General features: G+C 67.6%; 22 protein-coding genes and 1 tRNA gene. 10 read left to right on the top strand and 13 right to left on the bottom strand.

Annotation, left to right across the window (positions count from 1 at the left end):
* Window positions 1–192: 192 nt before the first annotated feature.
* The 5 genes from zwf (at window position 193) to eda (ending at window position 6,193) form a co-directional block, all read left to right on the top strand.
* Complete coding sequence (gene zwf, locus CKW06_RS09675; protein WP_010484333.1) at window positions 193–1,629, top strand: glucose-6-phosphate dehydrogenase; 1,437 nt, start codon at window positions 193–195, stop codon at window positions 1,627–1,629.
* Window positions 1,626–2,633: a glucokinase gene (glk, locus tag CKW06_RS09670; RefSeq protein WP_024958623.1), complete on the top strand. Its 1,008-nt coding sequence runs from the start codon at window positions 1,626–1,628 to the stop codon at window positions 2,631–2,633. The genes zwf and glk overlap by 4 nt, the downstream gene beginning before the upstream one ends.
* Complete coding sequence (gene pgl / locus CKW06_RS09665; protein ID WP_024958624.1) at window positions 2,630–3,352, top strand: 6-phosphogluconolactonase; 723 nt, start codon at window positions 2,630–2,632, stop codon at window positions 3,350–3,352. The genes glk and pgl overlap by 4 nt, the downstream gene beginning before the upstream one ends.
* Window positions 3,353–3,410: 58 nt before the next feature.
* The gene (gene edd / locus CKW06_RS09660) at window positions 3,411–5,327 is read left to right on the top strand and encodes a phosphogluconate dehydratase (RefSeq protein WP_024958625.1); all 1,917 of its coding nucleotides are present in this window, start codon (window positions 3,411–3,413) and stop codon (window positions 5,325–5,327) included.
* 206 nt (window positions 5,328–5,533) lie between these two features.
* Entirely contained in the window at window positions 5,534–6,193 is a 660-nt protein-coding gene (gene eda, locus CKW06_RS09655; RefSeq protein ID WP_005409068.1) for a bifunctional 4-hydroxy-2-oxoglutarate aldolase/2-dehydro-3-deoxy-phosphogluconate aldolase, read from the top strand.
* Between the two features lie 287 nt (window positions 6,194–6,480).
* Here the strand turns inward: eda and CKW06_RS09650 are convergent, their stop codons facing one another.
* From CKW06_RS09650 to ispG, 3 genes are all read right to left on the bottom strand, one after another.
* The gene (locus tag CKW06_RS09650; RefSeq protein ID WP_005409067.1) at window positions 6,481–7,128 is read right to left on the bottom strand and encodes a response regulator; all 648 of its coding nucleotides are present in this window, start codon (window positions 7,126–7,128) and stop codon (window positions 6,481–6,483) included.
* Window positions 7,129–7,328: 200 nt separating this feature from the next.
* Complete coding sequence (locus CKW06_RS09645; protein WP_005409066.1) at window positions 7,329–8,078, bottom strand: phosphatase PAP2 family protein; 750 nt, start codon at window positions 8,076–8,078, stop codon at window positions 7,329–7,331.
* On the bottom strand, window positions 8,059–9,324 hold the full coding sequence (gene ispG, locus CKW06_RS09640) for a flavodoxin-dependent (E)-4-hydroxy-3-methylbut-2-enyl-diphosphate synthase (RefSeq protein ID WP_005409065.1): 1,266 nt from the start codon (window positions 9,322–9,324) through the stop codon (window positions 8,059–8,061). Before ispG ends, CKW06_RS09645 begins: the two co-directional genes overlap by 20 nt.
* Window positions 9,325–9,438: 114 nt before the next feature.
* Here ispG and CKW06_RS09635 point away from each other — a divergent pair, with 114 nt between their 5' ends.
* Both CKW06_RS09635 and CKW06_RS09630 read left to right on the top strand, forming a co-directional pair.
* A complete protein-coding gene (locus tag CKW06_RS09635) occupies window positions 9,439–10,665 on the top strand; it encodes an ATP-binding protein (RefSeq protein WP_005412965.1) in 1,227 nt (408 codons plus the stop codon).
* The gene (locus tag CKW06_RS09630; protein ID WP_005409063.1) at window positions 10,662–11,225 is read left to right on the top strand and encodes a response regulator transcription factor; all 564 of its coding nucleotides are present in this window, start codon (window positions 10,662–10,664) and stop codon (window positions 11,223–11,225) included. Before CKW06_RS09635 ends, CKW06_RS09630 begins: the two co-directional genes overlap by 4 nt.
* Window positions 11,226–11,400: 175 nt before the next feature.
* Here CKW06_RS09630 and pgi read toward each other — a convergent pair whose 3' ends face one another.
* The 7 genes from pgi to pcnB form a co-directional block, all read right to left on the bottom strand.
* Window positions 11,401–12,915 carry a glucose-6-phosphate isomerase gene (pgi, locus tag CKW06_RS09625; RefSeq protein WP_024958626.1) on the bottom strand — a complete coding sequence of 505 codons (1,515 nt, stop codon included), beginning with the start codon at window positions 12,913–12,915 and terminating at the stop codon, window positions 11,401–11,403.
* Window positions 12,912–13,292 (bottom strand): aspartate 1-decarboxylase, encoded by a 381-nt coding sequence (gene panD, locus CKW06_RS09620; protein WP_005409061.1) that lies wholly within the window; start codon window positions 13,290–13,292, stop codon window positions 12,912–12,914. The genes pgi and panD overlap by 4 nt, the downstream gene beginning before the upstream one ends.
* Window positions 13,293–13,379: 87 nt before the next feature.
* Window positions 13,380–13,877, bottom strand: a complete 498-nt coding sequence (locus CKW06_RS09615) for a hypothetical protein (protein ID WP_024958627.1) — start codon at window positions 13,875–13,877, stop codon at window positions 13,380–13,382.
* A 66-nt stretch (window positions 13,878–13,943) separates the two neighbouring features.
* Entirely contained in the window at window positions 13,944–14,783 is an 840-nt protein-coding gene (panC, locus tag CKW06_RS09610; RefSeq protein ID WP_005409059.1) for a pantoate--beta-alanine ligase, read from the bottom strand.
* Window positions 14,780–15,595 (bottom strand): 3-methyl-2-oxobutanoate hydroxymethyltransferase, encoded by an 816-nt coding sequence (gene panB / locus CKW06_RS09605; RefSeq protein WP_005409058.1) that lies wholly within the window; start codon window positions 15,593–15,595, stop codon window positions 14,780–14,782. The genes panC and panB overlap by 4 nt, the downstream gene beginning before the upstream one ends.
* 34 nt (window positions 15,596–15,629) lie before the next feature.
* A complete protein-coding gene (gene folK / locus CKW06_RS09600) occupies window positions 15,630–16,115 on the bottom strand; it encodes a 2-amino-4-hydroxy-6-hydroxymethyldihydropteridine diphosphokinase (protein ID WP_005409057.1) in 486 nt (161 codons plus the stop codon).
* A gap of 3 nt (window positions 16,116–16,118) precedes the next feature.
* Window positions 16,119–17,498, bottom strand: coding sequence for a polynucleotide adenylyltransferase PcnB (gene pcnB, locus CKW06_RS09595; RefSeq protein ID WP_024958628.1), 1,380 nt, complete (start codon window positions 17,496–17,498; stop codon window positions 16,119–16,121).
* 52 nt (window positions 17,499–17,550) lie between these two features.
* On the opposite strand from pcnB, the gene CKW06_RS09590 reads away from it, so the two are divergent.
* Window positions 17,551–17,625 (top strand) — tRNA-Glu (locus CKW06_RS09590).
* A gap of 249 nt (window positions 17,626–17,874) precedes the next feature.
* On the opposite strand, the gene CKW06_RS09585 is transcribed toward CKW06_RS09590, so the two are convergent.
* Window positions 17,875–19,299 carry a sugar porter family MFS transporter gene (locus CKW06_RS09585; RefSeq protein WP_024958629.1) on the bottom strand — a complete coding sequence of 475 codons (1,425 nt, stop codon included), beginning with the start codon at window positions 19,297–19,299 and terminating at the stop codon, window positions 17,875–17,877.
* 192 nt (window positions 19,300–19,491) lie between these two features.
* Between CKW06_RS09585 and fdxA the strand changes: the two genes are divergently transcribed.
* Window positions 19,492–19,815 carry a ferredoxin FdxA gene (gene fdxA / locus CKW06_RS09580; protein WP_005409054.1) on the top strand — a complete coding sequence of 108 codons (324 nt, stop codon included), beginning with the start codon at window positions 19,492–19,494 and terminating at the stop codon, window positions 19,813–19,815.
* A 205-nt stretch (window positions 19,816–20,020) separates the two neighbouring features.
* On the opposite strand, the gene CKW06_RS09575 is transcribed toward fdxA, so the two are convergent.
* Window positions 20,021–20,536 (bottom strand): hypothetical protein, encoded by a 516-nt coding sequence (locus CKW06_RS09575; protein ID WP_005409053.1) that lies wholly within the window; start codon window positions 20,534–20,536, stop codon window positions 20,021–20,023.
* 32 nt (window positions 20,537–20,568) lie between these two features.
* The gene (dapA, locus tag CKW06_RS09570; RefSeq protein ID WP_005409052.1) at window positions 20,569–21,462 is read right to left on the bottom strand and encodes a 4-hydroxy-tetrahydrodipicolinate synthase; all 894 of its coding nucleotides are present in this window, start codon (window positions 21,460–21,462) and stop codon (window positions 20,569–20,571) included.
* A 164-nt stretch (window positions 21,463–21,626) separates the two neighbouring features.
* On the opposite strand from dapA, the gene CKW06_RS09565 reads away from it, so the two are divergent.
* Window positions 21,627–22,187 carry a glycine cleavage system transcriptional repressor gene (locus CKW06_RS09565; RefSeq protein ID WP_005409051.1) on the top strand — a complete coding sequence of 187 codons (561 nt, stop codon included), beginning with the start codon at window positions 21,627–21,629 and terminating at the stop codon, window positions 22,185–22,187.
* Window positions 22,188–22,272: the final 85 nt, after the last annotated feature.

The following is a 22,272-nucleotide window of genomic DNA, read 5'->3' as shown; positions in this document are numbered from 1 at the left end:
TGATCGGTGCGCACCGATCTGCGTCGGCGATTGAACGAAGGTTCCGCCGAGGTAGTGGTTTCGAATGGAACGGTCTTCCAGTACCCCGGAGACCGCCCCCGACGAACCTCGGACAGGCAGTTGCGCGGATGTCCCCCGAACCCAGCCATGAAGCGATTGACAACGATGTCACCCGGATCTGAAACTCGAGCGATGCACGACACCCTCTTCCTGTTCGGTGCCACAGGTGATCTGGCCCAGCGCTACCTGTTCCCTTCGCTGCTTCGCCTGCTTGGCGACGGCCTGCTGCCGGAGGACTTCCGCATCCGTGCGCTGGCCCTGTCCGGGCATGACACCGAAGCCTTCCATGACATCCTGCGGCCGCGCCTGCAGCAGGCCATGCCGATGGCCACGCAGGACGACATCAGCGCCCTGCTGCGCCGCATCGACTACCGTTCGGTGGACCTGCGCGACGTCGACTCGGTTGCCGCCGCGGTCTCCGACCTGGTGCACCGCAAGTGCGTCAGCTACCTGGCCATCCCGCCGGGCCTGTACATCTCCACCTGCGAAGGCCTGGCCAAGGGCGGTGCGCTCGCCGCACCGGCACGCCTGATGCTGGAGAAGCCGATCGGCAGCGACAGCGAGAGCGCCGAGGAAATCATCAGCACCATCGGCCAGTGGATCGACGAGGACCGCGTGTTCCGTCTCGACCATTACCTGGGCAAGGCCGCGGTGCAGAACCTGATCGCGCTGCGCTTCGGCAACACGCTGCTGGAAGCAGTGTGGAACCGCAACTACATCGAATCGGTGCACATCCTGGTGGCCGAGAGCGAAGGCGTGGACGGCCGTGACGCCTACTACGCCCGCTCCGGCGCGCTGCGCGACATGGTGCAGAGCCACATCCTGCAGCTGCTGTGCATGGTGGCGATGGAACCGCCGGCCTCACTGGAAGCCGACCGCATCCGCGACGAGAAGGTCAAGGTGCTGCGCGCCCTGCGTCCGCTTGATGCCAAGCACGCCGCGCGTGACAGCATCCGCGGCCGCTACACCGCCGGCACCATCAACGGCCAGCCGGCCCAGGCCTACCAGCCGCCGGAAGGCAGCGACGTGGAAACCTTCGCCGGTGTCACTGCGCATATCGACAACTGGCGCTGGAGCGGCGTGCCGTTCCACCTGGTCACCGGCAAGCGCCTGCCCGAGCGCACCACCCGCGTGGTGGTCACGCTGAAGCCGGTCACCCACTGGCTGTTCGAGCGCCCACAGCGCGCGCAAGCCGCGCCGAACCGCCTGGTGTTCCAGCTGCAGCCGCAGGAAAACATCGAACTGGGCCTGATGAGCAGCCTGGCCGGCCCGGAATGGGGCGCGCTGGAACTGCATCCACTGGAACTGGAACTGTCGGTGCCGACCGGCCTGCACCGCCGCATCGCCTACGAACGCCTGTTCCTGGATGCCTTCAACGGCAATCACACGCTGTTCGTGCGCGACGACGAAGTGCGTGCAGCGTGGGCCTGGATCGACAGCGTCGCCGACGCCTGGAAGGACGCCAAGCTGCCGCTGGAGCCCTACCCCGCCGGCCAATGGGGGCCGAGCAATGCCGGCGAGTTCCTGCCGCAGGGCGTGGACGCGCCGGACAGCGGAGCGTCGGCATGAGTGCCAGCTCGCAGCCGGTGCTGGTCGCCGACATCGGTGGCACCAACGCTCGCTTCGCCCTGGCTGACACCTCGCAGGACGCACCACTGCAGAAGGACAGCATCCGCGAGTACGCGGTAGCGGAGTTCCCGTCGCTGGGTGATGCTGCGCGCCACCATCTGGAACAGATCGGTGCCACCGCCAGCCGCGGCGTGTTCGCGGTTGCCGGGCGTGTTGATGGTGACGAAGCGCGCATCACCAACCATCCGTGGGTGATCTCGCGCAGCCGCACCGCAGCGATGCTCGGTTTCAACGAGCTGCACCTGATCAACGACTTCGCCGCACAGGCAATGGCGATTTCGCTGCTGCAGCCCGATGACGTGGTCCAGGTCGGCGGCGCTGCCTGGGTCCCGGGCAAGCCCGGCCAGCCGCGCAACTACGCGGTGATCGGGCCGGGTACCGGCCTGGGTGTCGGCGGCCTGATCCTGCGTCATGGCCGCTGCTACCCGCTGGAAACCGAAGGCGGCCATGTCAGCTTCCCGCCGGGAACCCCGGAGGAGATCCGCATCCTGGAAATCCTCTCCGAGCAGTTCGGCCGCGTCTCCAATGAGCGCCTGATCTGCGGCCCCGGCCTGGTCAACATCCATCGCGCCGTGTGCGAGATGGCCGGTATCGATCCCGGCCAGCTGCAGCCGGTGGACGTGACCGCCCGTGCCCTGCACGGTGATCCGCAGGCAATGCGCACCGTGGATGTGTTCTGCGCGGTGTTCGGCGCCATCGCTGGCGACCTGGTACTGACCCAGGGTGCCTGGGACGGCGTATTCCTGACCGGCGGCCTGACCCCGAAGATGCTCGATTCGCTGCAGCACTCCGGTTTCCGCCAGCGCTTCGAACACAAGGGGCGGTTCTCTTCGATCATGGCACGGGTTCCCTCGTTGGCCGTGATGCACCCCCACGCCGGCTTGCTGGGCGCCGCCGCCTATGCCGCCGACGCCGAACGTGACGTACCTGGAGTTGCCGCATGAGCCCCACCTTCCACGACGATCGCATCGAATTCATCAACCACGGCGATGCCGATGGCTGGATCGAGGCGGTGGCCGCCGAGATGGCGCAGACCCTCAACCACGACATCAACGAAGTGGGCCGCGCCCGCATCCTGTTGTCTGGCGGCACCACGCCGGCGCCGGTCTACCAGGCGCTGGCCGAACTGGACGTGCACTGGGACCGGGTGGAAGTGAGCCTGGCCGACGAGCGCTGGCTGTCGCCGCAGGATCGCGACAGCAATGCCTGGCTGGTACGCGAGAACCTGCTCAAGCGCGCCGAAGGTGCGCATTTCGATCCGCTGGTACGGATCGGCAAGCCGCTGCCGGAATGCGTCTACACCGCCAACCTGCAGGCCCAGCACAGCCAGCCGCCGAGCCTGGTGGCGCTGGGCATGGGCAACGATGGCCACACCGCCTCGCTGTTCCCGGGCTCCAGGGACCTGGCCCGTGCACTGGAAAGCACCCTGCCCTACGCGGCACTGGATGCCACCGGCTGCCCGGGCGCGAACCAGTGGCCGCTGCGCATCACGCTGACCCCGCACGGCCTGCGCCAGTGCCGCCAGCGCCTGCTGCTGCTGCGGGGCAAGCAGAAGCTGCAGGTGCTGCGCCAGGCACTGGACAGCAACGACGCCCAGCAGTACCCGATCCTCAACGCGATCAACCTGGAAGGCGCGCGCCTGCGCGTCCACTGGGCTGATTGATGTCGGCGGCGGCGCCGTGCCGCCGCTTGCCTCTCGCCACCACGAACGCCGGTAGCCAATGAGCCTCCATCCGCAACTGCAAGCCATCACTGAGCGTGTCATCCGCCGCAGCGCCGCCTCGCGTGCCGCCTACCTGGCCGCGATCGACGCCTCCCTGCGCGAGGGCCCGTTCCGCAGCCGCCTGAGCTGCGGCAACCTCGCCCACGGGTTCGCCGCCTGCGGCGGCACCGACAAGAGCCGCCTGCGTGGCGGGGTGACGCCGAACCTCGGCATCATCACCGCCTACAACGACATGCTGTCGGCGCATCAGCCGTTCGAGACCTATCCGGAACAGATCCGCGACATCGCCCGCGAGCTCGGTGCTACCGCACAGGTGGCCGGCGGCGTGCCGGCGATGTGCGACGGCGTCACCCAGGGCCGCGGCGGCATGGAACTGTCGCTGTTCTCGCGCGATGTGATCGCGCAGGCGACCGCGATCGGGCTCAGCCACGATATGTTCGACAGCACCGTCTACCTCGGCGTGTGCGACAAGATCGTACCCGGCCTGCTGATCGGTGCGCTGGCCTTCGGCCACTTGCCGGCGGTGTTCGTGCCGGCCGGCCCGATGACCCCGGGCATCCCCAACAAGCAGAAGGCGGAAGTGCGCGAGCGCTACGCCGCCGGCGAAGCCACCCGCGAAGAGCTGCTGGAAGCCGAGTCCGCCTCATACCACGGCGCCGGCACCTGCACCTTCTACGGCACCGCCAATTCCAACCAGGTGCTGCTGGAGGCGATGGGCGTGCAGCTGCCGGGCGCGTCGTTCGTCAATCCGGGCACGCCGCTGCGCGACGCGCTGACCCGCGAAGCGACCGAACGTGCACTGGACATCACCGCACTGGGCGACGACTTCCGTCCGCTGGGCCGGATCATCGACGAGCGCGCGATCATCAACGCGGTCATCGCGCTGATGGCCACCGGCGGTTCGACCAACCACACCATCCACTGGATCGCGGTGGCGCGTGCCGCCGGAATCGTGCTGACCTGGGACGACTTCGACGAACTGTCGCAGCTGATTCCGCTGCTGGCCCGCGTCTATCCGAACGGCGAGGCCGACGTGAACCGCTTCGCGGCCGCTGGCGGCCCGGCGTTCGTGTTCGGCGAGCTGATCAAGGCGGGCCTGATGCACGGCGATCTGGTCAGCGTGGCGCGCGGCGGCATGGCCGACTACGCACGCGAACCGCAGCTGCGCGATGGCCAGCTGGTCTACCTGCCGGGCCTGGAACGCAGCGCCGATGACGAAGTGGTGCGTGGCGTCGACAATCCGTTCGAGCACCAGGGCGGCCTGCGCCTGCTGCGCGGCAACCTCGGCAAGTCGCTGATCAAGCTGTCGGCGGTAAAGCCGCAGTACCGCACGATCGAAGCGCCGGCCGTGGTGGTCGATGCACCGCAGGTGCTGAACAAGCTGCACGCCGGTGGCCTGCTGCCGCAGGACTTCGTGGCGGTGGTGCGTTACCAGGGCCCGCGTGCGAACGGCATGCCGGAACTGCATTCGCTGGCGCCGCTGCTGGGCCTGCTGCAGAACCAGGGCCGGCGCGTGGCGCTGGTCACCGACGGTCGCCTGTCCGGCGCCTCGGGCAAGATTCCGGCGGCGATCCACGTGACGCCGGAAGCGGCACGCGGCGGTCCGCTGGCCAAGGTCCGCGAGGGCGACATGATCCGCCTGGATGGCGAGGCTGGCACGCTGGAAGTGCTGGTGGACGCGGCCGAATGGGCGGCACGTCCGCTGGCGCCGAACACAGCACCGGCTGCGCATGATCTGGGCCGCAACCTGTTCGCGATCAACCGTCGCGTGGTGGGTCCGGCTGATCAGGGTGCGATTTCGATTTCGTGCGGGCCGGCGGCGGCTGATGGCGGGCCGTGGGAGTATGACGCGGAATATGAGCTGGGGCACGATGCCGCGGCGGCGGCGGCGCCGCATGAGGCAAAAGACGCCTGAAGCGAAAAGCCGCGGCAGGCTTCCCGGCCTGGGCAGTAGAGCGCCCTGGCCGGGACACGCCGTAAACCCATCCATGGGGGCTCGGTCGCGGCATCCATGCCGCTCACGGTCCCGGCCAGGGCGCTCTACTGCCCTTGGACAATTCCCGGCGCGTCATTTGCGCTGCGGCCACTGAATCAAGAAGAGCAAAAGGCAAGGGCAAAAGCATGGGTATCGAACAACATCAGGTGAAGGCGGCGGAGCTGTTGCGTGCGGCGGGCATCCTGCCGGTGGTGACGATTCATACGCTGGACCAGGCGCGGGCGGTCAGTGCGGCGCTGCTGGAAGGTGGCTTGCCGGCGATCGAGCTGACCCTGCGTACGCCAGTGGCGATGGAAGCATTGGCGATGCTCAAGCGCGAGCTGCCGGACGTGGTGGTGGGTGCCGGTACGGTGCTGACCGTGGAGCAGATGCAGCAGTCGATCGATGCGGGTGCGGACTTCCTGGTGACCCCGGGTACGCCGCCGGCACTGGCTGATGCACTGGCCGCCGCACCGCTGCCGGTGGTGCCGGGTGCGGCCACCCCGACCGAGCTGCTGTCGCTCTACGCCCGCGGCTTCCGCGTGTGCAAGCTGTTCCCGGCCACGGCTGTGGGTGGCCTGGCAATGATCAAGGGACTGGCCGGCCCGGTGGCGGACCTGAAGCTGTGCCCGACCGGCGGCATCACCGAGAACACCGCCGCCGAATACCTCGAGCAGAAGAACGTGGTCTGCATCGGTGGTTCGTGGATGGTGCCGGGCAACTGGATCGCCAACGGCGAATGGGACAAGGTGCGCGCCAGCGCCGCAGACGCCGCCAAGATCATCCAGCGCGTACGCGGCCACTGAGCCCGACAAAGGTGCAGAGCCGAGCCCACGCTCGGCTCCGGCATCATCAGGGGTCAGAGCCCTTTCCCACCGGGAAAGGGATCCGACCCCGGGCGACGAGTGCGCAAAGCGCGCGACCCGCTCCTGCTCTTCCTTCTTCATTCCGCAGTGGCGGCGCACGGAAACCGTCCGTGGCCCTGCGGAGGGATTGCGCAGGGGCGTAAGCGCCATGGATGGCGCGCCCGAGCCTCCAGGGATGGATTCACGGCGTCCCCTGCGCAGAGGGGCTCAGCCGTTGGCCGGACCCCTTACAGCGGCCGTGCCGGATCCACCAACCCGTACTGGCTGGCCATCCGCGCCAGCGCGATGTTGTCGTGGATCCCCATCTTCTCGAACAGCCGCGCCTTGTGCGTGTTCACCGTCTTCGCACTCAGGCTCAGGCGCCGCGCGATGTCTTCCTGGCGCAGGCCCTGGGTCAGCAACAGCGCCACCTCAAGCTCGCGCGGCGACAGGTTGTCGAACGGCGAACCATTGCCTTCCACTGTCGACAGCGCCAGATTCTGCGCGATGCTGGTGCCCAGGTAGCGACGACCGGCCGCCACATCACGCACCGCACGCAGCAGTTCCTGCGCATCGCAGCCCTTGCCGATGTAACCGGCCGCACCGGCTTCGAGCAGGCGCTTGGGCAGCGGGCCGTCTTCCAGTACCGACACGATCACCACGCGGGTATTGCGGTGGCTGCGGACGATGCGCTCGGTCACTTCCATGCCGCTCACGCCCGGCAGGTGCAGGTCGCACAGCACCACATCCGGCAGCAGCTGGCGGACTTCACGCAGCGCGTCTTCGCCGGTCTCGGCTTCGCCCACCACCTCGATGTCGGTTTCCCCCGACAGAATCATCTTCATACCGGTGCGGACCAGCGCGTGGTCATCCACCAGGTAGACTCGAATCGTCATTCATGTACCTCTTCGAATGCGGCCATTGCAGGTCAAGCTAGGCAGGGTGCCGATACCCTGCAAGCGCGTCCGGAATGCGGCATCGGCGATCTGCCTTGCGCATCACAGTACCGCGCGTTGTGCTTGCCCCCTGTCTTGCAGAACCTGCTGCAACGAAACAACTGATCTATCACGTAGACGTCCCTCAAGGGCCATCCACGTCAAACCCCCTGTGTTGGTGCTTCGCTGGCCTTCGCTGGCGGCGGGCCGTGACGTCGCCAAGGGTGCCGGCGACTGAACATGACCAGATAGCACCCTACCACCCAAACCAGCGCGGCACACCATCCGGCCAGGATGTCGGAGGGGTAATGCACCCCCAGATAGACCCGCGACACGCTTACCAGCAGGCTGAACGCGGGTGCCAGCATCAGTACCGGCCAGCGCCAACGGGTGTTCCAGGCGAGCAGTACCAAGGTCACGGCAAGGGTCATCGAACCCATCGCATGCCCGCTGGGGAAGCTGAACGTCGATTCCGGCGCGATCGATTCCCACAGGCTGGGGCGCTGCCGCTGGAAGAACTGCTTGCTGCCCATGTTCAGCAGCGCCGACCCTACGAAGCTGACCGCGACGAAGGTCGCCTCGCGCCAGCGCCGGTAGCCCAGCAGCACGCCGATGATCAGCACGTCGGCCGGGATCAGGAACCACTCGTAGCCCAGTTTCGAGATGAGCACGAAGAAGCGGTCCAGCCACGGCGAATGCAGGCCATGCATCTGCCACAGCAGGGGCGCGTCGAAATGGAACGATTCAAACTCGTGCACTTCGTCCGCCAGGGCAACAAAGCCTGCCAACGGCAGCAGCACGCCACCGAACAACAGGACCAGGCGCCAGGCGTTGCGCGCCATCCAGTGGCGGAAGCCGGAGGCGGACTCCGGTGCGGCGAGGATCGCAGGCTTATCCGGCGCTTCGGACATACGTGTGTTCGACGTAATCGTCGATCAGGGCGACGAACTCCTGGGCGATGTTGTCGCCACGCAGGGTCACCTTCTTCTCGCCATCGACGAACACCGGTGCCGCAGGCGTCTCACCCGTGCCCGGCAGCGAGATGCCGATGTTGGCATGGCGCGACTCACCCGGTCCGTTGACGATGCAGCCCATCACCGCCAGGGTCATGTTCTCCGCACCCGGGTGATGGATCTTCCACAGCGGCATCTTCTCGCGCACGTGGTTCTGCACCACCTTGGCCAGCTCCTGGAAGAACTCGGAGGTGGTGCGGCCGCAGCCCGGGCAGGCCGTGACCAGCGGCGTGAAGGCACGCTGCCCGGTGGTCTGCAGCAGTTCCTGGGCGACGATCACTTCCTGCGTACGCGACTGGCCCGGTTCCGGGGTCAGCGAGATCCGGATGGTGTCACCGATGCCTTCCTGCAGCAGCACGCCCAGCGCCGCGGACGATGCCACGATGCCCTTGCTGCCGATACCGGCCTCGGTCAGGCCCAGGTGCAGGGCGAAGTCGGAGCGCTGCGCCAGGTCGCGGTACACCGCGATCAGCTCCTGCACGCCACTGACCTTGGCCGACAGCACGATGCGATCGCGCGGCAGGCCCAGCTCCACCGCCTGCTCGGCCGAATCCAGCGCCGAGCGGATCAGCGCCTCGCGCAGCACGCGGCCGGCGTCCCAGGGCTGTTCGCGCAGGTTGTTCTCGTCCATCAGCTTCGCCGCCAGGGCCTGGTCCAGCGAGCCCCAGTTGGCGCCGATGCGCACCGGCTTGTTGTAACGGATGGCGAATTCGATCAGCTGGGCGAACTGCAGATCCTTCTTCTTGCCGAAGCCGACGTTGCCCGGGTTGATGCGGTACTTGGCCAGTGCTTCGGCACATGCCGGTTCGGCGGTCAGCAGCTGGTGGCCGTTGTAGTGGAAATCGCCGATCAGCGGCACGTCGATGCCCATCATCGCCAGCTTGTCGACAATGCGCGGGATCGCCGCAGCGGCTTCCACGGTATTGACGGTCAGCCGCACCATCTCCGAACCGGCACGCCACAACTCGGCCACCTGCTTCACGCTGGAGGCGACGTCGGAGGTGTCGGTGTTGGTCATCGACTGCACCACCACCGGCTTGCCTCCGCCCACGGTGACTCCGCCGATCTGGACGGCATGGGTCTGGCGGCGCGGCCAGGCAGTGGCATCGGAGGGCGGAGTCGGGCGGGTGACGGCGTCGTGCATGGGCGCATTCTACCGCCCGGCCCTGCATTCGGGGTGACTCGCATTCAGCCGGCGGCACGGCTGCGGCCGATTGTCGCAGGCACGGTCACGCGCGAACGCATACGATGAGCGTGAATGACCGGTCCCGACGCCCCGTTTCTCCGAACCCTGTGCAGCCTGCGCTGGCTTGCAGTAGGCGGCCAGGCCGCCACCATCCTGGTCGCCACCTGGGTGCTGGGGCTGCCGTTGCCGCAGCTGCCGCTGTGGGCCGGCGTGGCGGTGCTGGCCCTGTTCAACATCTATACCCAGCTGCGCCCGGAAGCGGCCGACACCGCACCGCTGACTGCATTCGGCCACATCCTGGTGGACGTGATCATCCTGACCTGGATGGTCGGCTGGAGCGGTGGCATGGCCAATCCGTTCAGCTCGCTGTTCCTGATCCTGATCGCACTGGCCGCGTTCGCCCTGCCCCTGCGCTGGGCGCTGGCGGTCGCGCTGGCCTGCCTGCTCGGCTACGCCGCCAGCGGCATCTTCGGCCAGCCCCTGCCGGACGGCTATTTCCGCGCGCAGGACCTCAACCGCTGGGGCGTGGTCGCCAATTTCCTGATTTCCGCGGCGGTCGTACTGGCCTTCTCCACCCGCTTGGCGCTGGCGCTGCGCCAGCGCGAACTGGAACTCTCGGCCCTGCGCGAACGCTTCGCCCGCAACGAGGGCATCGTCGCCCTGGCCACCCATGCCGCCTCGGTGGCGCATGAACTGAACACGCCGCTGGCAACCATGACCCTGCTCGCCGACGACGTGGCCGAACGCAGTGAAGAGCCGGAAGTGCGCGAGGACATGGAAACCCTGCGCGAGCTGCTGGTGCAGTGCCGTGAGCGCGTGCTGGCGCTGGCCGCACCGGCCTCGGCCGATGCGCCCGGACGCAGCCATTCCAGCGCGCAGCAGGTGCTGGAGCAATGGCGCCTGGTGCGACCGACCATCGACCTGCACCGCAACGATGATGCGCCGCTGCGGCTGCCGCTCGACCCGGGCGTGGGCCACCTGCTGATGGTCCTGCTCAACAATGCCGCCGATGCCGGCGAACAGGCCGGCCGGCCGCGCGTGGACCTGGACCTGCGCATCGAAGGCGACGATCTGATCGGCGAAGTACGCGACTACGGCCACGGCTTCAACGCGCGCGCCGCGGTGCTGCCGGGCAAGCTGTTCGGTAGCAGCAAGAGTGAAGGCATGGGGGTCGGCCTGGCCCTGTCCCATGCCACGATCGAACGCCTCGACGGCGAGATGTGGATGCGCCCGGCCCAGGGGGCCGGCAGCCGCGTCGGCTTCCGCCTGCCGCTGGCCCCACGCGAGGAAACCCCATGAGCGCCTCAACCCTCGGCCTGCTGGTCGACGACGACGAACTGTACCTGCGCACCCTGCAGCGCAGCCTGGCCCGCAAGGGGCTTGAAACGCAGACCGCGCAGGATGCCGCCAGCGCGCTGGCACTGGCGCGCCAGCACCCACCCGCGTTCGCCCTGATCGACCTGAAGCTGGGCAGCGATTCCGGCCTGGCGCTGATCCAGCCGCTGCGTGCGCTGCGCGCGGACATGCGCATCCTGCTGGTGACCGGCTACGCCAGCATCGCCACCGCGGTGGAAGCGATCAAGCTCGGTGCGGACGATTACCTGCCCAAGCCAGCCACGGTACCGATGATCCTTCGCGCTTTGGGCGAGGAGGATGACGGCCCGGCCGACGATGGCGAAATGGAAGTGCCCGACGCGATGACACCGATCAGCCGCCTGCAGTGGGAACACATCCAGCAGGCGATGCACGAGACCGGCGGCAACGTGTCGGCAGCCGCGCGCCTGCTCGGCATGCACCGGCGCTCGCTGCAGCGCAAGCTGGCCAAGCGGCCCAGCCCGGAACGCGACCCGAGCCGCTGAGGCACCACGCCCTTCATGGTAGTGCCGGCCGCTGGCCGCCAACCCGTCCGCTCTGGTAGTGCCGGCCGCTGGCCGGCAACCCATCCGCTCCGGTAGTGCCGGCCGCTGGCCGGCATCCAGGTGATGCTTCAATCGTTCATGAGGTTGCCGGCCAGCGGCCGGCACTACCAGAGCCTCAGCGCTTCAGCTGCGCAAGGATCTCGCGGGTCATCGGGTCGGCAACGGCCACATCCTCGCCCTGCAGTGCCGGCAGCAGGCCGCTGGCCAGCTGCTTGCCCAGTTCGACACCGAACTGGTCGAAGGCGTTGATGTTCCAGATCACCGACTGCACGTACACGGCGTGTTCGTACATGGCGATCAGCGCACCCAGCGCCTGCGGGGTCAGCGCGTCGAGCAGGATCAGCGTGCTCGGGCGGCCGCCCGGGTAATCACGGTGCGGGTCGTCGCTGCCCTGGCCATTGGCCAGTGCTTCGGTCTGCGCCAGCAGATTGGCCAGCAGGGCCTGATGATTGATCGTGTAGGGATCGTCGTTGTGCACGCAGCCGATGAAGTCGGCCGGAACGATGCTGGTGCCCTGGTGCAGTGCCTGGAAGAAGCTGTGCTGCACATCGGTGCCCGCCCCGCCCCACCACACCGGCACGGTATCGGTGGTGACCGGCTGGCCATCACGCTGCACACGCTTGCCCAGGCTTTCCATCACCAGCTGCTGCAGGTAGGCCGGCAACAGCGCCAGGCGCTGGTCGTAGGTCATCACCGCATGCGTGGCATGGCCCAGCAGGTTGCGGTTCCAGATGTCGGTCAGGCCGTGCAGCACCGGCAGGTTGCGCTCCAGCGGTGCATCCAGCGCATGCGCATCCATCTGCGCAGCACCTTCCAGCAGCTGTTCAAAGCGCTCGAAGCCGATCGCCAGCGCGATCGGGAAACCGACCGCAGACCACAGCGAATAGCGGCCGCCGACCCAATCCCACATCGGCAGCACACGATCGGCGGCGATGGCAAAGGCCTTGGCGGCACGTTCCGGATTGGCACTGACCGCGTACAGGCGGTCGCTGCCCCCCAGCCAGTCGTGCAGGATCTGGCCGTTGAGCAGGGTTTCCTGGGTGCCGAAGGTCTTGGAGATCAGGATGCCGGCGGTCTTGGCCGGATCCAGCGTGGCCAGCGTACGCTGCATGGCCGCGCCGTCCACGTTCGATACGAAATGCACGCGCAGGCGCGCACCGCTGACCGGACGCAGCGCGTCGGCGACCAGGCGCGGGCCAAGGTCGGAACCACCGATGCCGACGCTGACCACGTCGGTGACGCCACTGTCTTCCAGCGCGCGCACCAGCACGCCCATGCGCTGGCGGATCTCGCGCGCGGTGGCATAGGCCTCGGCCGCCACCGGCGCATCGACCACGTCGCCGCGCAGTGCGGTGTGCAGCGCGGCGCGACCTTCGGTCAGGTTGACCTGCTCGCCACGGAACAGGCGGGTGATGGCACCACCGACATCACGGTCGGCAGCCAGCGCCAGCAATGCCTGCAACGCCGCGGCATCGTATTTCTGCCGGGCGAAGTTGACGTACAACGGACCGACCCGCAGCGCCAGGTCCTGCACGCGGCCGGGTTCGGCGGCGAGCAGGCCGGGGATGCTTGCGCCCTTCAGGCGCTGGGCGTGGGAATGCAGCGAGTCGAATCCGTTGTTCGTTGTCATGCGGCCTGGGTCGGGATCGTGTCGTTGGTGTGGGTGATCTGGTTCTTGCCATCAACGTACACCAGCTTCGGCTTGAAGCTGTCGGCTTCCTGCTCGGTCATGCTGGCGAACGCGGCAATGATGATGATGTCACCGACCTGCACGTGGCGCGCGGCGCCACCGTTGAGCGATACAACGCCGCTGCCGGCTTCGGCACGGATGGCATAGGTCGAGAAGCGCGCACCGTTGGTCACGTCCCAGATGTGCACCTGCTCGAACTCGCGGATGCCGGTGGCAGCCAGCAGGTTGTCATCGATGGCGATCGAGCCTTCGTAGTTCAGCTCGGAATGGGTGACGGTGGCGCGGTGGATCTTGGTCTTGAGCAGGGACAGGTGCATGGGGGCGCTGCAACGGCAAAGGAAAGAGCGGATTCTAGCACCCGCTTGGCCGTCGTCAGGGGCCTGCGGCAGGACGCTGAAGGCCGTTCAGGCGCCCTCGCCCGGCGGCGGCGCCGTGGCATGGAGGGCACCGCCCTGCAGTGACAGCCTGAACACCGTATGGAAGGCCAGCCCGGAGGCCAGGCCCAGGCCCCCTGCAGCCAACACCGTCAGCCCATAGCTGATCACATCGAAGGTATCCACATAGCGCAGGCGCTGCAGCAGCGGCCCATGGATCGCGCCCGGCCATTCATGGATGGCCACGGCCAGCGCGCCCAGAGCAGCCCCTGCAAGCACGAAGCGGGTCCGGCGCAGGAGCCGCCGAGATCGCGGGAGCAGCGCCATCGGCAGGAACATCGCGATGGCGACGCAGACACCCAGCCCGAACATCAGTCCACCGCCGGTGAGCGCGGGCATCGGCGTGCGCCTGAATTCGAGCGCGAACAACAGGCCGCCAAACAGCTGCGCCGGCAGCATGCCGGCAGCCAGCACGGCCAGGATCAACGCCTGCGCAAGCCGACCAGCGTCAGTGGAGGGTGTCTTCATTGCCGTTCTCCCGTCCATGGGAAGGTGCGAGGCGCCCATTGTGGGCGCCCCCGGGCCGCATGCGGCTCAGAACTCCAGGTTGTCGATCAGGCGGGTGGAGCCCAGGCGCGCGGCGATCAGCGCTACGCGGCCACCGCCATCGAACGTCGGCTCGGCCAGCTCCGGGGTGCGCAGCACCGCATAGTCGACCTGGAAACCGGCCGCCTGCAATGCCGCCGTGGCATCGGCCTCGATGCGATCACGCGCCTGCCCGGCCACGTAGCCTTCGCGCATGCCCAGCAGGGTGCGGTGGATGGTGGTCGCGACCGGGCGCTGTTCGGCGCTCAGGTACTGGTTGCGCGAACTCTTGGCCAGACCATCCTCGTCGCGCACGATGTCCGCGCCGACGATCTGGATCGGGAACGACAGCTCAGCCACCATCTGCCGGATCACCGCCAGCTGCTGGTAGTCCTTGCGGCCGAACACGGCCACGTCCGGCTGCACCTGCAGGAACAGGCGCGCCACCACGGTGCAGACGCCATCGAAGTGGCCCGGGCGGCTGGCACCTTCCAGCACCTCGCTCACGCCGGGCGCGTGCATCTGCGTGGTCTTGTCCACGCCCAGCGGGTACATGGCCTCGACGCTGGGCAGCCACACCGCATCGCAGCCGACCTGCTCAAGCCCGGCCACATCGGCCTCGGGCGTACGCGGATAGCGACTGAAATCCTCGTTCGGCCCGAACTGGGTCGGGTTGACGAAGATGCTTGCCACCACCTTGTCGGCGTACTGGCGGGCCAGGGTCACCAGCGAATGATGGCCACCGTGAAGGTTGCCCATGGTGGGCACCAGCGCCACGCGCAGGCCCTCGCGCTTCCACTGGGCGATCTGCCCGCGCAATGCGCCGAGCTCGTTGAAGGTCTGGATCATGAGGCGTAAGCGTGCTGTTCGTCGGGGAAGCTGCCGTCGCGCACGGCGTCGGCGTAGGCGCGGGTGGCACCGGCCACCGAACCGCCTTCGGCAAGGAAATCCTTGACGAACTTGGGGCGGCGATGGCCACTGTCCAGGCCGAGGAAATCGTGCAGCACCAGCACCTGGCCGTCGCACTGCGGGCCGGCACCGATGCCGATGGTCGGCACCTCCACCGCAGCGGTCACCTCGGCGGCAACCGGGGTCGGCACGCACTCAAGCACCATGATGCTGGCGCCGGCAGCGGCCACGGCCCTGGCATCTTCCACCAGCTGGCGCGCGGCATCGCCGCGGCCCTGGATCTTGAAGCCGCCCAGGCGCAGCACCGACTGCGGGGTCAGGCCCAGATGCGCACAGACCGGAATCTCACGCTCAACCAGGTAGCGGATGATGTCGACCTTGAAGCCGGCACCTTCGATCTTGACCATCTCGGCACCGGCCTGCAGCAGCTGCAGCGAAGCATCCAGCGCGCGCTCCGGAGTGGCATCGGCACCGAACGGCAGGTCGGCCACCAGCAGCGCGCGCTGCAGCACACGGGCCACGGCGCGGGTGTGGTAGACCATGTCGGCCACGGTCACCGGCAGGGTCGAATCATGGCCCTGCACGACCATGCCCAGCGAATCGCCGATCAGGATCAGGTCGACACCATTGGCATCGAAGGTGCGGGCAAAGCCAGCGTCGTAGGCGGTCAACATGACCAGCTTCTGGCCATTGCGCTTGGCCTCGGCCAGGGCGGGAACGGTCCAGGGCTTGCTGTCTGCGTGGGTGCTCATGTGCTGATAACCGGGGGAGATAACCCGGGCATTATCACCCTATCGGCGCGATCCCGCAGGCATCCACCCGCATCACTGCATCCCGCACGCGGCCATGGCCGGGGATGGCCAGATCCGGCGCGATTTCGGCCAGCGGCACCAGCACGAAGGCACGCTCGTGCATGTAGGGGTGCGGCACCTGCAGGCCGGGCTGGTCGAGCACCTGCGCGCCATACAGCAGCAGGTCCAGGTCCAGCGCGCGCGGCCCCCAGTGCACCGCCGGATCGCGCACGCGACCAAAGCGCTGCTCCAGCGCCAGCATCGCCTGCAGCAGTTCATCGGCTGCCAGTGACGTTTCGACCGCGGCCACCGCGTTGACGAACGGTGGCTGGTCTTCATTGCCCCAGGCCGGCGTTGCGTACAGGCGCGAGGCCTGCAGCACGCGGGTCCCAGGCAGGCCGTCCAGCGCAGTGATCGCCGCGCCGACAGTCGTGGCCGCATCGCCGAGGTTGGCGCCGAGGCCGATCCACGCTGGCATCATTGCTTATTCGCCAGCTGCACCGGCCGAGGCCCCCGGGCGGCGGCGACGACGGCGACGCTTGAGCGGTGCTCCGTTCTCGTCATCGCCCTCTTCGCTGTGCATCGCGTCCAGCGACGATTCCAGCTCGCGGCCGGACTGGGCCTGTGCCTCGCGCCAGAATTCAACATCGGCAGCGTGCTCGGCCGAGGCCACCTGGCGCAGGCTGAGGAAGTCGAACGCGGCGCGGAAGCGCGGATGGGTGAGCGTGCGGAACACGCGCTTGCGCTGGCGCGAGCTGAAACGCGACTGCAGCAGCCAGATTTCCTGCATCGGCAGCGAGAAGCGGCGCGGCAGCGCGATGGTGCTCAGCTGCTGCACGGTGACGCGGTCGGCGGCACGACGCTGCGCCTCTTCCGGCGCCACGCCCTGCTTGAGCAGGGTCGCCTGGGCGCGGCAGAACGCCGGCCACAGCAACAGCGCGAACAGGAACGCCGGCGAGACCGGCTCGTCGTTGGCCACGCGGGCATCGGTATTGGCCAGGCCCTCTACCAGCATGCGGCGCAGCGCGCCGGTGCGGTTGGACTTCAACGCCCTGGCGCTTTCCGGGAACAGCACGTCGAGCAGACCGTAGCGCTCCAGGCCTTCGAAGCTGGCCACGCCGTGCCCGGACAGGAACAGCTTCAGCACTTCCTCGAACAGGCGTGCCGGCGCGGCTTCGTTGAGCAGGCCAGCCAGCTGCGGGATCGGCGCGGCGGTGCCCTCTTCGATCTGGAAGCCGAGCTTGGCCGCCAGGCGCACGGCGCGCAGCATGCGCACCGGGTCTTCCTGGTAGCGCTGTACCGGGTCGCCGATGAGCTTCATCAGGCGCGCCTGCACGTCTTCGAAGCCACCGGTGTAATCACGCACCGAGAAGTCCTCGATGGCGTAGTACAGGGCGTTGCAGGTGAAGTCGCGGCGGACGGCGTCGTCTTCGATGGTGCCGTACACGTTGTCGCGCACAAGCATGCCGTTTTCCATCTCGCGGTCGCCACTGCCGTCATCGCTGTTGGCGCGGAAGGTGGCGACTTCGATGATCTCGCGGCCGAACACAACGTGGGCGAGGCGGAAACGGCGGCCGATCAGGCGGCAGTTGCGGAACAGCTGCTTGACCTGTTCGGGCGTGGCGTCGGTGGCCACGTCGAAATCCTTGGGTTGGCCATTGACCAGCAGGTCGCGCACCGCGCCGCCGACAAGGTAGGCGCCGAAGCCGGCATCGCGCAGGCGATAAAGCACGCGCAGGGCGTTCGGGCTGATGTCCTTGCGGGAGATCGTGTGCTGGTCGCGCGGGATGACGCGCAGGCTGAACGGTGATGTAGCAGAGGAAATGATGTTGGCGCTTCCGGTTGAAGTTTCGGGATTGCCCAATGGCATCGAGGTGCATATACTAGCGCTCCTGCCTCGGCAGCGACACAGTTACGCTCCCTTCGTCTAGTGGTTAGGACGTGGCCCTCTCAAGGCTAAAACAGGGGTTCGAGTCCCCTAGGGAGCGCCAGTCGCCGCAGCAGGAACCGAAAAAGCCCGCCTTGTGCGGGCTTTTCTGTTTTCCGGGATTGCAGTGGTTGCGGTCGGGTTGGTCGCTTTGGCGCCCCCCTGCAATCGGCTTGAGCCGGTGGGGTCACCCAGGGCAGGACACGCCGTAAACCCATCCATGGGGGCTCTTGCGTGTCCTGGAGAGGGCGGCCTGCCCCCTCACACTCTGGACAAGCAGGCGCCAACGGAACGCAACCGAAGCCAGTCGCCGTCAGCCTTCCATCTGCTCCAGCTCCTTGCCCTTGGTCTCGCGCACGTAGCGGACCACGAAGACGATCGAGAGGATGGCCGCCACCGTGTAGATGCCATAGGCGCCGGCCAGGCCGATGCCGGCCAGCAGCATCGGGAAGGTCACGGTGATCGCGAAATTCGACGTCCACTGCGCCGCACCGGCAACAGCCAACGCCGGGCCGCGGATCTGGTTGGGGAACATCTCGCCCAGCATCACCCACATCACCGGGCCCCAGGACATGTTGAAGAACACCACGTAGACATTGGCCGCGACCAGCGCCAGCCGGCCCATGCCGTCGGACAACTGCAGTCGACCGTCGGGCAGGCTTCCACTGGCGAACGCGACCACCATCAGCACCAGCGCCACCGACATGCCGACCGAGCCGATCCACAGCAGCGGCTTGCGCCCGATGCGGTCGATCAACAGCACCGTCAGCAGGCAGGCACCGATGCTCAGCCCACCGGACAGCACGTTGATCAACAGCGCGTCGCTTTCCGAAAAGCCGACCGCCTGCCACAGCACTGCGCCGTAGTAGAACACCACGTTGATGCCGACCAGCTGCTGGAACATGGCCAGGCCAATACCCACCCACAGGATCGGCCGCAGCTTGCGGCTGACCGTGTCGCGCAGGTCGCTGAAGCGCGGCTTGTGCTGGTCCTGGGCCAGGCTGGTTTCGATCTCGGCCTGCTTGGCCGCCGCTGCGGCCTCGCCGTACAGCCGCGCGAGCACCGCCCTCGCCTGCTGCTGGCGCCCCTTCAGGACCAGGAAGCGCGGGCTTTCCGGAATCACCAGCAACAACAGCAGGAACAGCCCCGACGGCAGCGCCTGCATCCAGAACATCCAGCGCCAGGCCTCATGACCCAGCCACAACGGCTCGGTCGACGCCCCGGCGGCGCGGGCCAGCAGGTAGTTGCTGAGGAACGCCGCGAACAGGCCGCAGATGATCGCCATCTGCTGCACTGTGGCCAGGCGCCCGCGATAGCGCGCCGAGGCCACCTCGGCGATGTAGGCCGGCGACATCACGCTGGCCGCCCCTACTGCAAAGCCGCCCAGCACGCGGGCCGCGATGAACAGCCACGAGGCGTGGGCTGCGCCGGCGCCCAGCGCCGAAACCAGGAACATCAGCGCCGACACGATCAGGACGCCGCGGCGTCCCAGGCGGTCGCCCAGCCAGCCGGCCAGGAACGCACCGATCGCGCAGCCCAGCAGCATCGAGGCGACTTCGAAACCGAGCGCCGCCTCGCTGGAGTTGAAGGCCTGACGCAGGCCATCGACGGTGCCATTGATGACACCACTGTCGAAGCCGAACAGGAATCCACCGAGCGTGGCCACGCAGCTGATCAGGACGATGAATGCAGTGTTCTCACCGCCATGGAGTGCGATGCTGGGCTGGGCTGGTGACATTGACGATCCTGCTGGGAAGGGGGCCGGCCACCCGACGCAGCCGGCTGACCCGCAGCGTCGCACAGGCCCCGCCCTGCCGCCAATGACTGCCACGGCCGCGCCTGCCAGACGCCCGATTTCCGCCCCGCGCCGACAGCGGGGGCCAACCTGTTCTAGAATTGGCGGGTTCAGGAATCGATCCACCCCCAGCCCATGCCCTTTGTCGTCACCGAAAACTGCATCAAGTGCAAACACACCGATTGCGTGGAAGTGTGCCCCGTGGATTGCTTCCACGAAGGCCCGAACTTCCTGGTGATCGACCCGGATGAGTGCATTGACTGCACCCTCTGCGAGCCGGAGTGCCCGGTCAATGCGATCTTCCCGGAGGACGATGTCCCCGCCGGCCAGGAAGGCTTCGTCGCCCTCAACGCCGAGCTGGCGAAGGAGTGGCCGGTGCTGACCGTGCGCAAGGACCCGCCCGCCGACGCCGGCGAATGGGATGGCAAGCCGGACAAGCTGAAGCTGCTGGAGCGCTGAAGCGCCCACGGCGGCAACGAAAAGGGCGCCCACGGGCGCCCTTTTCTGTTTTCCGGTGAACGCCAACCGCAAGATCCGGCATGCCAACCTTGCGATCCGGTATGCCAACCTCGCGATACGGCATGCCAACCTTGCGATCCGGTAGGTGCCAACCTTGGTTGGCACAGAAGCGCCGACCAAGGCCAGCCTCTACCAGAGGCAGCCCTTACTGGGCCAGCTTCGCCTTCAGCGCGGCGATCAGCTTCACCGGCGCTTCGGCGGTGGCCGGCAGGCCACGCGGGTCGACCGCGGAGATGTAGGCGCCGGCATCGACGGCGACCACGCGGACCAGGAAGTTGCTGCCTTCGTAGGCCACGTCATACGAGCCGAGCAGCTGGGCGCGGCTGGCGATGGTCACGCCCTCCACGCCTTCCAGCGCGGTACCGACCTTGGCGAAGGCTTCATCCTTGCCACCAGCAATGGTGAAACCGGTATTGCCAACGGCCGGAGCCGCGGCCGCCGGTGCTGCCGGCTTGGTGGCCGACACCAGCGCCGGCACCTTGTTGTCACCGGTGGTGGCCGGCAGGTTGAGGTCCGGCGGCACTTCCAGCGGACGCATTTCCGGGGCCAGGGCATAGTCGCCCTTGACGCCACGCTTGAAGCAGCCGGTGGTGCCGGCGGCAACGGCCACCGCAAGCAGGGCGTAGGACAGCACGCGGACAGTGGAAACGGATTGACGCATGTGAATCTCCTGGGTCAGACCAAGACGAAAGGTCAGTGGCTGGAAAGGGCTTCAAGGGCGGCGATGTCGCCGGCAAGATGGTCGGCGGCCGCGTGGTGCGGCGCCGACAGCGGCAGCAGCGGCAGGCGCAGGTCATGGCCGATGCCGATACGGCGCAGCAGCGCCTTGACCGGAATCGGGTTCGGTTCAACACCGCAGAAATCATGGAACGGCTGCAGGCGCGCATCCCAGGACTCGGTGGCTTCGTGGTCATGGGCGGCGGCCAGCTCGCACATGCGGCGGTAGGCGCCGGGCAGCACATTGGAGCCGACCGAGATCAGGCCGTCGATACCGGCCCGGATCGAACGCGCGGCCGTACCGTCGTCGCCGCTGAGCACGGCGAACTGCGGGCTGCGCAGTGCGAGCAGCGCCTGCACCCGGCCGGTGTCGCCCACCGCCTCCTTGATGCCGACGATGTTGGGGTGGCTGGCCAGTTCGGCCACGGTCTCCGGCTGCATGTCGCAACCGGTACGGCCGGGCACGTTGTACAGCACGACCGGCAACCCGCCCTGGTCGGCGACCGCACGATAATGGGCAATCAGGCCGGCCTGGGTCGGCCTCACGTAAGGCGGGGTGACCACCAGTGCATGGCTGGCGCCAAGCGCGGCCGCACGACGGGTCTGTTCGATGGTTTTGGCGGTACCGGACAGGCCGGTGCCGGCCATGACCGGGATGCGGCCGCCAATGCGTTCGACCGCGCTGGCCAGCAGCAGGTCGTACTCGGCATCGGTGAGGGTTGCCGCTTCGCCGGTCGAGCCGGCAACGACAACGCCATGGACGCCACCTTCCAGTTGCAGGTGCAGCAGGCGCTGCCAACCGTCGGGATCGAGGGCGCCGTCGGCCCGGAACGGGGTCGCCAGCGCGGTGATGAGGCCGGAAAGGGACAAGGACGTGCTGCTCTTGGCTGGAAAGGGAAAACGCCCGCCACGAAAGGCCGGGGGCGACCTGAATGTTACTTGCGGCGCGAAAGCACGGGCAAGTATGCTGGACACCGGTGGATCCCCGCCTCTGGCGGGCATTCAGACTAACGCATGCATTACCCGGAATCGCCTTGACCGACACCACCCCGCGCCCCGCGCCGAGCGAAAACCACCTCCTGATCAACGCCTATACGACGCATCCGGAGTCCCCCCTGCTGTCCGTCACCCGCCGCATCGCCGACAGCGGCTGCAATCTGGTGGACGCACGCCTGGCCACGGTCGGCCGCGATGTGTCGGTCACCGCCCTGGCCACCGGCTCCTGGGACTCGGTGGCCAAGCTCGAGGCGATGCTGACCCGGCTGGAGCGCGAGGAAGGCCTGAAGCTGGTCTGGTACCGCACCGCGGCCAAGCAGGCGCAGTCCAACCTGCTGCCGTACATCGTCGAAGTGATCGCCGCCGACAAGCCGGGCATCCTGTTCCAGCTGGCCGATTTCTTCGACCGCCAGGGCATCACCATCGAGAACCTGCAGAGCACGCGCTACCGCGCCATGCAGACCGGTGCGGAAATGTTCAGTGCACAGGTCACCATCGGCGTGCCGGCCAACATGCACATCGCCGCGCTGCGCGACGATTTCCTTGAGTTCTGCGACCACCTGAACCTGGACGCGATCATGGACCCGATGAAATTCTGATTGGGAGTGCGGATTTTTCGCGCGCCTCTCACGGGCGCGTGGCGTTTCATGCAATTGTCGTAGAAACAACCCAGGCTCGACAGAA

Origin of the sequence: Stenotrophomonas maltophilia (assembly GCF_900186865.1) — a bacterium.
In the GTDB taxonomy this organism is placed as follows: Bacteria; Pseudomonadota; Gammaproteobacteria; order Xanthomonadales; family Xanthomonadaceae; genus Stenotrophomonas; species Stenotrophomonas maltophilia.
Note: the sequence above shows the minus strand (reverse complement) of the source record. Positions and strands in the feature narration are given on the sequence as shown.

Coding starts and splice junctions, on each gene's coding strand:
- panC (WP_005409059.1), bottom strand. CDS start 14,783: ATGATCCAGACCTTCAACGAGCTCGGCGCATTGCGCGGGCAGATCGCC.
- pgl (WP_024958624.1), top strand. CDS start 2,630: ATGAGCCCCACCTTCCACGACGATCGCATCGAATTCATCAACCACGGC.
- CKW06_RS09645 (WP_005409066.1), bottom strand. CDS start 8,078: ATGTCCGAAGCGCCGGATAAGCCTGCGATCCTCGCCGCACCGGAGTCC.
- zwf (WP_010484333.1), top strand. CDS start 193: ATGCACGACACCCTCTTCCTGTTCGGTGCCACAGGTGATCTGGCCCAG.
- panB (WP_005409058.1), bottom strand. CDS start 15,595: ATGAGCACCCACGCAGACAGCAAGCCCTGGACCGTTCCCGCCCTGGCC.
- ispG (WP_005409065.1), bottom strand. CDS start 9,324: ATGCACGACGCCGTCACCCGCCCGACTCCGCCCTCCGATGCCACTGCC.
- fdxA (WP_005409054.1), top strand. CDS start 19,492: ATGCCCTTTGTCGTCACCGAAAACTGCATCAAGTGCAAACACACCGAT.
- folK (WP_005409057.1), bottom strand. CDS start 16,115: ATGATGCCAGCGTGGATCGGCCTCGGCGCCAACCTCGGCGATGCGGCC.
- eda (WP_005409068.1), top strand. CDS start 5,534: ATGGGTATCGAACAACATCAGGTGAAGGCGGCGGAGCTGTTGCGTGCG.
- CKW06_RS09635 (WP_005412965.1), top strand. CDS start 9,439: ATGACCGGTCCCGACGCCCCGTTTCTCCGAACCCTGTGCAGCCTGCGC.
- edd (WP_024958625.1), top strand. CDS start 3,411: ATGAGCCTCCATCCGCAACTGCAAGCCATCACTGAGCGTGTCATCCGC.
- CKW06_RS09575 (WP_005409053.1), bottom strand. CDS start 20,536: ATGCGTCAATCCGTTTCCACTGTCCGCGTGCTGTCCTACGCCCTGCTT.
- glk (WP_024958623.1), top strand. CDS start 1,626: ATGAGTGCCAGCTCGCAGCCGGTGCTGGTCGCCGACATCGGTGGCACC.
- CKW06_RS09630 (WP_005409063.1), top strand. CDS start 10,662: ATGAGCGCCTCAACCCTCGGCCTGCTGGTCGACGACGACGAACTGTAC.
- CKW06_RS09615 (WP_024958627.1), bottom strand. CDS start 13,877: ATGAAGACACCCTCCACTGACGCTGGTCGGCTTGCGCAGGCGTTGATC.
- panD (WP_005409061.1), bottom strand. CDS start 13,292: ATGCACCTGTCCCTGCTCAAGACCAAGATCCACCGCGCCACCGTCACC.
- pgi (WP_024958626.1), bottom strand. CDS start 12,915: ATGACAACGAACAACGGATTCGACTCGCTGCATTCCCACGCCCAGCGC.
- CKW06_RS09650 (WP_005409067.1), bottom strand. CDS start 7,128: ATGACGATTCGAGTCTACCTGGTGGATGACCACGCGCTGGTCCGCACC.
- CKW06_RS09585 (WP_024958629.1), bottom strand. CDS start 19,299: ATGTCACCAGCCCAGCCCAGCATCGCACTCCATGGCGGTGAGAACACT.